Below are 12,920 nucleotides of genomic sequence, written 5' to 3'. Positions count from 1 at the left end.
TTAAAGCCCCTCCAACTCCGCCATCAAATCACTCAACCGATCCACCTTCTCGGCACTGATCTCATTGGCCGCCAACCCGTCGATATACTCGGCCAACTCCGCTACCGTGCTGCACTCGAACATCGCCCGCAGCGGCACATCCCGCTGCAAGGTCTTCTGTACGCGCGAGGCAATTTGCGTGGCCAACAGCGAGTGCCCGCCCAGTTCGAAGAAGTTGTCCTGCACCCCCACCCGCTCCACTTTCAACACTTCAGCCCAGATCGCAGCCAAGGTGGTTTCCAGTTCGTTACGCGGCGCCAGGTAATCCTGGCTGTGCAACTGGCCGATCTCCAGGGCCGGCAGCGCCTTGCGGTCGAGTTTGCCATTGGCGTTGAGCGGCAGGCGGTCGAGCCATAGCCAGTGCAGCGGCACCATGTATTCCGGCAATTCGGCACGCAGGCGCTGCTTGATGCGGTCCAGGCGTTCGCTTGGGTTCAGCGCTTCATCCGCCGCCACCAGATAGCCGACCAGATGCTTGCCGTTGACGCCTTCCTGCACGCCCACCGCCGCATCCCGGACTTCCGGTTGCTCATGCAGGCGCGCTTCGATTTCACCCAGTTCGATGCGGTAGCCGCGAATCTTCACCTGATGGTCGACACGCCCAACGTATTCCAGCACGCCGTCACCGCGGCGGCGCGCCAGGTCGCCGGTGCGATACAGCCGCTCACCCGGTGCGCCGAACGGGTTCGGCACAAACACCGGTGCCGTGCGCAATGGGTCGCTGACGTAACCGCGACCGACACCGGTGCCCGCCACGCACAACTCACCCACGGCGCCTTGCGGCACCAACTCCAGTGCGCCATCGAGCAGGTACAAGCGGTTGTTGTCGGTCGGCGTGCCAATTGGCAGGTAAGTACCACGGGTAGAGGCCAGATCGACACGGAAGAACGCCACGTCATCCGAGCATTCCGCAGGGCCATAAGCGTTCACCAGGCCAATCCCTGGGTAACGCAGCAACCACTGGTGCGCCAATTCAGGCGGCATGGCTTCACCGGTCGGCAGCATCCAGCGCAGACCGTCCAGGCCGATGCGGTCCTGGGCCAACATGCCCTGGATCAGCGACGGTACGCTTTCCAGCACCGTGATGCCCTGGGCCTGCACATGTTCCAGCAGGCCCTGGGGATCATGGGCCAGGGTGTTCGGCACGATATCCACCCGTGCGCCAAACAACGGCGCAGCGAGGAACTGCCACACGGAAATATCGAAGCTTTGCGAGGCAGTCTGCGCGATCACGTCCACCGGACTCAGGTCCAGATACGGCACCTTGCTCAACTGGTTATTGAGCATGCCGCGCTGCTCCACCATCACGCCTTTGGGCAGGCCGGTAGAGCCGGAGGTGTAGATCACGTAGGCGAGGTTGTCCGGGCCGCTGTAGACGCCGGGATTTTCGCCACGCGCCGGGATTTCTTCCCACACCAGCAACTGGCAGTCGAAACCCTCCAGCAATTCGATGGCCTGCTCGCGGGATGCTTCGGTGCAGACCAGCAACGGCGTGCGGCTCAGGTCGATGATGCTGCGCAGGCGCTGGCTGGGCAGGCCTGGGTCCAGCGGTAAGTAGCCTGCACCGGCCTTGAAGCTGCCGATGATCATGCCGAGCAGGTCGAGATTACGTTCGGCCAGCAATGCCACCGGCTGATCCAGACCGACACCCGCGGCTATCAGCGCATGGCCGAGGCCGTTACTGCGGCGGTTCAGTTCGTCATAGCTCCATTGCTGATCAAGGCAACTGGCGGCAATGCGCTGTGGATGCGCGGCGACCTGTTCTTCGAACAGTTCGATGTAGCTGCGCCCCAGCGGGTAAACATGCTCACTCTGGTTGCAGCCCTCCACCAGGAACTCACGCTCCTGCTCGCCAATCAGCGGCAGGTCGGCCATGTCGCCATGGAAGCCTTGGACCAACGCCAGCAGCAGGCGCTTGAACTCGCCGAGCATGCCTTGCACGGTGGTTTCGTCGAAGTAGCGCTGGTCGTAAGACAGGTGCAAGCCCAGGTCATCGCTCGGATAACACACGGCCGTCAGCGGGAAGTTGGTGTGGGTGCGGCCGGAGTCCGAGGTGGCATTCAGGCTTTGTGCATGGTCCAGTACCGAGACCTCCACCGGGGCGTTTTCGAACACGAACAGGCTGTCGAACAGCGGCTGGCCCTTGGGCAGTTCGCTGTGCTCCTGAATGGTCACCAGCGGCAGGTATTCGTACTCGCGCAACTGCATGTTGCTGTCGAGCAGGTTGCTCAACCACTGGCGCACGCTGCAGGGTTGATCGTCCTCGGGCAGCTTCACCCGCAGGGCGATGCTGTTGATGAACAGGCCGACGGTGCGCTGCATCTCCGGCATTTCCACCGGGCGCCCCGCCACGGTGACGCCGAACAGCACGTCGCGATCGCCGCTCAGACGGCGCAGCACCAAGGCCCATGCCGCCTGGGCGAAGGTGTTGACCGTCAGTTGGTGAGCCTGGGCCAGCTCAAGCAGTTGTGCGCCGTCACGGGCATCGAGGCGGGTGTAGCAGTCGCCCACCACCATGCCGCCGTGGCCGGCGTGGTCACGCATGAATGGCCGGTCGCTCGGGATCGGCGTGGTGCGCTCGAAGCCTTGCAGGTTCTGCTGCCACCACTGGCGCGCTTCATTAAGGTTCTGGCGTTGCAGCCAGGCGATGTAGTCGCGGTAGCGCGGCGGCGTGGCCAACTGCGCGTCGCGGCCTTCGCCAAGGGCCCTGTAGATCTCGAAGAAGTCATTCATCAGCAACGAACGGCACCAGGCATCGATGAGGATGTGATGGTTGCTCATCATGAACCAGTAGCGCTCGGCACCGACGCGGATCAGGCGCAGGTGGAACGGTGCCTGGTTGAGCAGATCGAACCCGGCTTCCCGCTCGGCCTTGAGCAAGGCTTGCAGGCGCGGCTCCTGTTCGCTTTCCGGGTCGTTGCTCCAATCCAGGTATTCGATCGGCGTGCTGCCCGGCTTGTGGATCACTTGCAACATGTCTTCGCCGACGTTCCAGCAGAACGACGCGCGCAGGGCTTCGTGACGGGCGATCACCGCCTGCCAGGCCTGGGCGAAACGCTCGGGGTCGAGGGCACTGTTGATGCGGTAGCGATCCTGCATGTAATAGAGGCCGGTGCCCGGCTCCAGCAAGGTATGCAACAGCAGGCCTTCCTGCATCGGGGTCAGCGGGTACACGTCTTCGATGACGCCGGCCGGCACCGGCAGCGCATCCAGTTGCAGCTGGGTCAGGTGCGCCAGGGGGAAGTCGGACGGCGTCAGGCCACCGGCATCGTCCTGCAGGCAATGGGCGACCAGGCCTTGCAACTCGGCCAGGTACGCATCCGCCAGTTCACGGATGGTGTGTTGATCGTGGCGCTCGCGGCTGAAGGTCCAGCGCAATACCAGTTCACCGCCGTACACCTGGCTGTCGACGCTCAACTCATTGGGCAGCGGCGCGTCGGGGTCGTGGGCCAAACCTGCGGATTCGTCCAGCGGGTGGAACAGCGCATCGCTGCCGAAGCTCTGGTCGAACTGGCCGAGGTAGTTGAAGGTGATGCTTGCCGTCGGCAATGCCGCCATGGCGTGCTTGACCCCGTCCTCCGCGAGGTAACGCAGCACGCCATACCCCAAGCCTTTGTGCGGCACGCCGCGCAGTTGCTCCTTGATCGCCTTGATCGAGTCGCCCTGCCCGGCTTGCGGCGTCAGGCGCAGCGGGTAAGCACTGGTGAACCAGCCGACGCTGCGGGTCAGGTCGATGTCATCGAACAGCGCTTCGCGGCCGTGGCCTTCCAGCTGGATCAGCGCCGACGCATGGCCGCTCCAACGGCACAGCACACGGGCCAGGGCGGTCAGCAGCAGGTCGTTGACCTGGGTGCGATACGCACTCGGGGCCTGTTGCAGCAACTGGCGGGTACGCTCGGCATCCAGGCGCACGCTGACGGTGTCGGCATCGCGGTTGCGCAGCGAGCCTTGTGGGCGTGCCACCGGCAATGCCGCGTCAGGCCCGGCCAACTGGTGTTGCCACACACTCAACTCTTCACGCAGGGATTCGCTGCCAGCATAGGCCTGCAAGCGGGCGGCCCAGTCACGCAGCGCGCTGGTCTTGGCCGGCAGGCTGACGGATTGGCCGTCGCTCAGTTGGCGATAGACATTTTGCAGGTCTTCAAGCAACACACGCCAGGACACGCCGTCCACCACTAGGTGATGAATCGCAATCAGCAGGCGTTGTTGGCCCTCGGGACCGTCCACCAGCAAGGCGCGCAACAGCGGGCCGTGTTCCAGGTCGAGGCTGCGTTGGGTATCGGTGAACAGCGCGGTGCAATCAGCCATGTCACGCACCTGCGCCTGCATCAACACGCCACCTTGCGGCACCGCCAAGTGTTCGGCGTGCCATTGCGCATCACGCGAGGTGAAGCTCAGGCGCAAGGCGTCGTGGTGTTCCAGCACCGCCAACAGCGCTTGCTCCAGGCGGTGTGGGTCGAGCAATTGCAACGGCTTGAGCAGCAGCGCCTGGTTCCAGTGCTGGCGGTTCGGGATCTCGGTGTCAAAGAACCAATGCTGGATCGGCGTCAGCCCCGAGCGGCCGGTGAGCACGCCCTGCTCCGCGGTGACTTGCTCGGAGCGCGTGGCGACGGCCGCCAGGGTTTGCACGGTCTGGTGCTGGAACAGGTCGCGGGGGCTGAAATGAATGCCCGCCTGCCGCGCACGGCTGACCACCTGGATCGACAGGATCGAGTCGCCGCCCAGTTCAAAGAAGTTATCGTCGAGGCCGACTTGCTGCACGTTCAACACCGCGCACCAGATGGCGGCCAGCGTGCTTTCCAGTTCATTGCGCGGAGCCACGTAGTGTTGACGGTTGGCCTCCGGGTCCGGTTGCGGCAAGGCACGGCGGTCGAGTTTGCCGTTGGCGGTGAGCGGCATGCTGTCGAGCACGATCAGGTGCGCGGGCACCATGTAGTCCGGCAGTTGCGCCTTGAGATGAGCCTTCAGCGCGTCACGCAGCGCGCCGTGTTCGGCATCGCTGGCCAGGTACGCCACCAGCTGTTTGCCACTCGGCGAATCCAGCGCCAGCACCACGGCTTCACGCACGGCTTCGTGCTCCAGCAGGCGGGTTTCGATCTCGCCCAGCTCGATGCGGAAACCACGGATCTTCACCTGATGGTCGATCCGCCCCAGGTACTCCACCAAGCCATCGGCGCGTTGGCGCACCAGGTCGCCGGTGCGGTACAGGCGCCCGCCGTCATGGGCGAACGGGTCAGCGACAAAACGCTCGGCCGTCATGCCCGGGCGTTGGTGATAACCCTGGGCCAAACCCGCGCCGCCGACGTACAGCTCGCCGGTCGCGCCTTGGGGCACCAGCGCCAGGTCGGCGTCGAGAATGTAGGCCACGCGATCGCCAATGATGCTGCCGATCGGCACGCTGCCAGCGCCCTCTTCCAGTTGCTCGGGCGCAAGGCTGGCCAGCGGCATGACCACGGTTTCCGTCGGGCCATAGGCGTTGAAGAACACCTCGGGCTGGAAGGCCGCACGAATGCGCTGCAAGTGTTCGCCAGTCAGTGCTTCACCGCCGGTGATGCACATGCGCACCGGCAAGGTCTGTTGTTGGGTCGCCAGCCATTGCGCCAACTGGCTGCCGTAGCTGGGCGTGAAGCCCAGGATGTTGATGCGATGAGTGCGGATCAGCCCGCAGATTTCCTCGGCATCCCACTGGCCCTGGGCGCGCAATACCACCTGGGCACCGCTGAGCAACGGCACCAGCAAACGCTCGGTGGCGGCATCGAAGTTGATCGAGTAGAAGTGCAGCTCGCAGTCGTCCGCACGCATGCCGAAGCGCTGGATCACTGCCGCGCAGTGCATGGCGATCTCACCGTGTGCCACCACCACGCCTTTCGGTTTGCCGGTGGAGCCGGAGGTGTAGATCAAGTACGCCTGGTGTTGCGGCAGGCTGATAAACGGCAGCTCATCCGACGGGTAGTTGGCGAGCACCGGCAGGTCATCTTCCAGGCACCAGCACGCCACCGTCGCCGGCAATTCGCCGAGGGCTTCGAACATCGCCGCGTCGCTGAGCAGCAGGCCGATGCCACTGTCTTCGATCATGTAGTGCAGGCGGTCGAGCGGGTATTCCGGGTCCAGCGGCACATAGGCGCCGCCGGCCTTGAGGATCGCCAGCAGGCCGACCACCATTTCCAGGGAACGCGGCAACGCCAGGCCGACACGCACCTGCGGGCCCACGCCACGCTCGCGCAGCATCCAGGCCAGGCGGTTGGCGCGTTCGTTCAGTTCGCGGTAGCTGAGGGTAGCGCCGGCAAAGGTCAGTGCAGGGGCATCGCCACGGGCTGCGGCCTGTTGGCTGAACAGCTGATGAATGCACTGGTCGAGGCGATGCTCGCCCTTTTCGATGCCCAGGCTGTCTTGCAACGCGTGTTGCTCGACGACGGTGAGCAAGGGCAGTTCGCTGAGTCGCTGCTGCGGATCGGCGATCAGCGCTTCCAGCAGGTTGCGCCAATGCTCGGCCATGCGTGCAATGCGCGGCTCGTCGAACAGGTCGGTGCTGTAGGTCAGGCAGCAACCCAGGCGATGGTCGAGGTCGGTGACTTCCAGGTTGAGGTCGAACTTGGTGGCGCGGGCATCGTTGGCCAGGTACTCGACGGTCATGCCGGCCAGTTGCCGGCTTTGCTGGAATTCCCAGCGCTGCACGTTGCACATCACCTGGAACAGCGGGTTGTACGCCGCACTGCGCGGCGGTTGCAGGGCTTCCACCACGTGGTCGAACGGCAGGTCTTGATGGGACTGGCCTTCGATTACGGTGTGACGCACTTGCTCGAATAGCTCGCCGACGTTCATCTGCCCGTTGAGCTGGCAACGCAGTACTTGGGTATTGAGGAACGCGCCGATCAGCCCTTCGCTTTCCGGACGGATACGGTTGGCCACCGGCGCGCCGATGCGCAGGTCAGTCTGGCCGCTGTAGCGGTAGAGCAACACGGCCAGGGTGGCGGTCATGGTCATGAACAAGGTCAGGCCGCGCTCGGCATTGAAGGCACGCACGCGGGCGGCCAGGTCATCGCTCAAGTCAAAGCGGTACAGCTCGCCCTGATGGCTTTGCACCGGTGGCCGTGGGCGGTCGCCGGGCAGTTCCAGCAGCGGGTGTTCGTTGCCCAACTGCTGCGTCCAATAGTCGAGTTGGCGCTGGCGCTCGCCAGACTCCAGCCACTGGCGCTGCCACACGCTGTAGTCGAGGTATTGCACCGGCAACGGCGCCAGCGGCGAGTCACGCTCATCGATAAAGGCTTCGTACAGCGCGCTGAGTTCACGGGCAAAGATGTCCATGGCCCAGCCTTCGGTGACAATGTGGTGCAGGGTCAGCACCAGGTAGTGTTCCTGCTCGCCGGCCTTGACCAGGCAGGCGCGCAACAGCGGCCCGGTTTCCAGATTGAACGGGGTGTGGGCTTCAACATCGGCCAGTTGCTGCAGACGCTGCTGGCGCTCGGTTTCGTTGAGCGCCGAGAAGTCCTGCCAGTCCATGCGCAGGCCGGTCTGTGGCGAGACCTTCTGGTACGCCACGCCATCCACGCTCGGGAAGGTGGTGCGCAGGGTTTCGTGGCGCATGATCAGCGCTTGCAACGCGGCCTCGAAACGGCCAACGTCGAGCACGCCGCGCAAGCGCGCCATACCGCCCACGTTGTACGCCGGGCTGTCCGGCTCCATCTGCCAGAGGAACCACATGCGCTGTTGGGAATAGGACAACGCCACAGGCTGGCGGCGGTCGACCTTGGCAATGGCGGTTTGCTGGTTGCGTTGGCCCGAGGCCTGGATCTGCCCGACCTGCTCGGCAAAGGCGCCCAGCTCACTGGCTTCGAACAGGGTGCGCAGCGGCAGCTCCACATCGCACGCCTGACGGGTGCGGGAGATGATCTGGGTGGCGAGCAACGAATGTCCACCGAGGGCGAAGAAGTCATCACGCAAGCCGATGCGTGGCACGCCAAGGACTTCGCGCCAGATTGCAGCGATCTGCTGTTGCAACGGGGTTTCGGGCTCGATGTGCTCGCGGGTTTGCCACACGGGCTCGGGCAACGCACGGCGGTCGAGCTTGCCGCTGGGGCTCAGGGGCATGTGCTCCAGGCGCATCAACAGCGCGGGTACCATGTACTCCGGCAGTTCGGCGGCCAGGGCGGTTTTTACGTCGACTTCATCCCGCTCGGCGTGGGCGGTGTAGTAACCGATCAGTTGCGCATCACGCACCAGCACCACGGCCTGGGCGATGCCGTCCAGGGCCAGCATGCGTGCTTCGATTTCTTGCGGTTCCACACGGAAGCCGCGCAACTTGACCTGCTGATCGAGGCGGCCGAGGTACTCGATGACCCCATCGGCCGTCCAGCGGGCACGGTCACCGGTGCGATACAGGCGTGCGCCCTGGTGGTCGGCGACAAAACGCTCGGCAGTCAAGCTGGCGCGCCCCAGGTAACCCCGGGCCAGGCCGATACCGCCGATGCACAACTCGCCCGGTACACCCAGCGGCACGGGGTTGAGCTGTTCATCCAGCACGCGGCAGATCACATTGCCCAGCGGGCGGCCAATCGGCGAGCGCTCGCCATCTGCAGCGGTGCAGTGCCAATGGGTCACGTTGATCGCGGTTTCGGTCGGGCCATAGCGGTTGTGCAATTGCACCGCCGGCAACTGCGCCAACACGCGGTTGCGCAATTCGGCAGGCAAGGTTTCGCCACCGGAGAACAGGCGACGCAGGCTGGTGCATTCGGCTACCAACGGCTCATCGATAAACAGCTGCAACAGCGGCGGCACAAAGTGCAGCGTGGTCACGCCATGCTCTTGCACCAATTGCGCGATGCGGTGCGGATCACGGTGTTCACCCGGGCCAGCGAGTACCAGGCGGCAACCGGTGATCAGTGGCCAGAAGCATTCCCACACCGACACGTCGAAACTGATCGGCGCCTTTTGCATCAGCACGTCGGTGTCGTTGAGTTGATACGTGGCTTGCATCCACTGCAAGCGCTCGGCCAAGGCGCCATGGGTGTTGCCCACGCCTTTGGGTTGACCAGTGGAGCCGGAGGTGTAGATCACGTAGGCAAGGTTATCGCCGTCGAGGTGCAGGCCGGGGGCCTGGGTCGGCCAGCTATCGAGGTGCAGGCTGTCCATGGCGATGACGCACACGCCCTCGGCCGTCGGCAGGTGTTCCAGCAACGCGGTCTGGGTCAGCAGCAGGTGCACGCCGCTGTCCTTGAGCATGTAGGCCAGGCGGTCGGCGGGGTAATCCGGGTCCAGCGGCACGTAGGCACCACCGGCCTTGATGATCGCCAGCAAGCCGATCAGCAACTGCGGCGAACGCTCGGCGGCGATGGCCACGCACACGTCCGGGCCGACGCCTTTGTCGCGCAGGTAATGGGCCAGGCGGTTGGCCTGGGTGTGCAGTTGGGCGAAGGTCAGGCTGCCGCCGTCCCAGACCACGGCGGTGTTATCCGAGACCTGCTGGTTGAGCAGTTCGGGCAACCACTGCCGGGCCGGCGCGCAGGGAGCCTCGCTGTAACGCGCCTGCTCATCATGCTGCATCAGCACGAGGTCGCCGATGGCTTGCTGGGGGTGCTCGCAGACGGCCTGCAACAGGTGGATGTAGTGCTCGGCCAGACGTTGGATGGTCGCGTTTTCGAACAACTCATCGGCGTAGTCGAACGACAGGCTCAGGCGCCCGTTGCGGTCCTCTTCGGTGTGCAGTTGCAGGTCGAACTTGGCTTCGCGGCTGTGCCACGGCAACTCGTCGGCGAGCATGCCGGGCAGGCGGCGCAAGGCGCTCAAATCGCGTTGCTGGTGGTTGAACATGACCTGGAACAAGCCTTGCTCGCGGGCTTGGGGGAAGGCTTCCAGCAGCTGTTCGAACGGCAGGTCCTGGTGAGCCTGGGCACCCAGCGCTGCTTGGCGGGTTGCGGTCAGCAGTTCAGTGAACGGCAGGCGCCCATCCAGCGCAGCACGCAACACCAGGGTGTTGATGAAGAAGCCGACCAGGCCTTGGGTTTCCTGGCGTGGGCGGTTGGCATTGGGCACGCCGATGCGGATATCACGCTGGCCGCTGTAGCGATAGAGCAGGCTCTGGAACGCGGCCAACAACAGCATGAACGGCGTGGATTCGTTGGCCTGGGCGGTCTGGCGAATGGCTTCGCTGAGGCTCGCGCCCAGGCGCACCGTGTGGCGCGCGGCAGTGTGGCGGTGTTGTGCCGAGCGCGGATGGTCGGTGGCCAGGCTGAGCGTCGGATGCTCATCGCCCAATTGCGCTTTCCAGTACGCCAGTTGGCGCTGGCCTTCGCCTTCAGCCAGCCATTGGCGCTGCCAACTGCCGTAGTCGGCGTACTGCAGGGCCAGTGCCGGCAACTCCAGACGTTGGCCTTGGGTGGCCGCGGCGTACAGCTGGGAGAATTCGTCGATCAGGATGTTCAGCGACCAGCCATCGGCGATGATGTGGTGCAACGTCACCAGCAGGTGGTGCTCTTCATCGTCCAGGCGCAGCAGGGTCACCCACAGCAGCGGGCCTTTTTCCAGGTCGAACTGGGTGCGCGCTTCGTCCTCGCGGATCTGTTGTGCGCGGGCCTCACGCTCGGCGGCGGGCAGGTCGCTGAGGTCGATGACGTGCAGGTCGAACCCGGTGGTTGCGTCGACACGCTGGCAGGCTTGCCCGTCTCGTTCGTAGAAGCGGGTGCGCAGGGCTTCATGGCGCTCGATCAACTGCTGGAAGCTGGCGCGCACCGCGTCTTCGTCCAGTTCGCCACGCAAACGCAGGGCACCGGGAATGGTGTAGGCGCTGCTCTGCGGGTCCAGTTGCCAGGTGATCCACAGGCGGTTCTGTGCCAGGGATTGGGGCAACTCGTCCTGGCGCGACAACGCATGAATCGCGCCTTGGGCGACGCCACCGTCCTGCTGCAATTGCGCGATATTGGCGGCAAAACCTTGCAGGGTCGGCGCTTCGAACAGCATGCGCAGGTTCAGCTCCAGGCCGAGGGCCTCACGCAGGCGCGCCACGACTTGGGTGGCGGTGATGGAGTTACCGCCGAGCAGGAAGAAGTGATCATCCGCCGCGACCGTAGCAACCTGAAGTTGCTCGCACCAGATCGCTGCGATCTGGCTCTGCAATTCTGATTCCAGCGCGGCGTCGCCAGCGTGCGCCTGCAGGTCGGGGAATTGTGCGTAGCTGTCGAGGCTGCCATCAGCGTGGCGCAGGGCACAGGCCGCACGTTGCACCTTGCCGCTGGACGTCTTCGGCAAGGCGCCGGGGTTGAGCAGCACCACCACGCTTGGCGCCTCTTGATAGGCCTCGGCCACGGCTTGGCGGATCGCCTTGATCAGCGCTTCGGGTGGCAGGATTTTCTGCACGCTGCGACTGATTTCAACGGCGATACCGATGCCCTCCAGGCCCTGGTCATTGACGGCAAATGCCGCGACACGGCCCTTGCGCACCACTTCCACTTCGCGCTCGATGGTCTGCTCGATGTCCTGCGGGTACAGGTTGTGGCCACGCACGATCAGCAGGTCTTTGAGGCGACCGGTGATGTACACCTCGCCGTCGCGGATAAAACCCAGGTCGCCCGTGCGCAGCCAGGTACGGCCGGCGTGTTGCACGAAGGTCTTGGCGGTGGCTTCGGGGTTGCGCCAGTAGCCGTGGGCGATGCTCGGGCCGGTGGCCCAGAGTTCGCCGACGCTGTTGTCGGCCAGTTCTGAGAGGGTGTGCGGATCGACGATCAGCACCGCATGGTCCGGCTGGCGGGTGCCGCAACTCATGATCGCACTGCCCTGCCCCGGTTCGGCGCGGTTGGCGGCCAGGGCTTGCTCATCAACACGCAGTGCCGGGATGCCGTGGCCACGGGTGCCACCGGCGACAAACAGCGTCGCCTCGGCCAGGCCGTAGGAGGCGAAGAAATTGTTCGGGGTGAACCCACAGGTGGCGAACTTCTCGGCGAAGCGTTCCAGGGTGTCGAGGCGGATCGGTTCGGAGCCGGAATAGGCCACACGCCATTGGCTCAGGTCCAGGCGTTCCAGGGCCGATTCGCTGACCCGCTCGCTGCACAGGCGGTAGGCGAAATCCGGGCCGCCGCTGATGGTACCGCCGTATTCACTCATCGCTTCAAGCCAGCGCAACGGCCGGCCGAGGAAGTAGGCCGGCGACATCAGCACGCAGGGCACGCCGCTGAAGATCGGTTGCAGCAGGCCGCCGATCAAGCCCATGTCGTGGTACAGCGGCAGCCAGCTGACAATCACGTCGTCCGGGTTGAGGTCGATGCCAAACCCGCGACGGATCAGTACTTCGTTGGCCACCAGGTTGCCGTGGCTGACTTGCACGCCTTTGGGCAAGGCGGTGGAACCGGAGGTGTATTGCAGGAAAGCGATGTCGTCGGGGTGCAGGACCGGGCCAGTCCAATCGCCGGTATTTTCCAGGCTGTCGACGCTCAAGACCGGTGGCGCATTTTCAATCTGCGACAAGCCCTCGGCGAGGCTGGCGATGGTCAACAGCAGGCGCGGCTCGGCGTCGCTGATGATCGACAGCAGGCGCTCCTGATGGTGACGGCGCGTGGATTCCGGCGGATACGCCGGCACCGCGATCACGCCCGCGTACAGGCAACCAAAGAACGCCGCGACGTAGTCCGGACCGCTGGGGAACAACAGCACGGCACGGTCGCCCAAATCCGCATTGGCCTGCAAGGCGGCGGCGATGGTGCGGGCGCGTTGGTCCAGCTCGCGGTAGCTGAGCACCACGTTGTGCTCGGCAGCGTCGGCGAGGAAGCGCAGGGCGACCTGGTCCGGGGTCTGCGCGGCGCGACGTTGAAGGGACTGGACCAGCGTTTGGGGGAGTTCGAAGGCGTCCATCATGGGGTTCCTGCCTGAAAGCGGCTTACGGGAAAATCGGGAAT

The 12,920-nt window shown here is 64.7% G+C and carries 1 protein-coding gene; it reads right to left on the bottom strand.

Going from position 1 to position 12,920, the window contains the following annotated elements:
• Positions 1-12,879: a non-ribosomal peptide synthetase gene (locus ACVWVP_RS13310; protein WP_457406397.1), complete on the bottom strand. Its 12,879-nt coding sequence runs from the start codon at positions 12,877-12,879 to the stop codon at positions 1-3.
• Between the last annotated feature and the right edge of the window lie 41 nt (positions 12,880-12,920).

The organism is Pseudomonas sp. TE24901, assembly GCF_054058375.1.
This window is presented reverse-complemented; position numbering and strand designations above follow the sequence as displayed.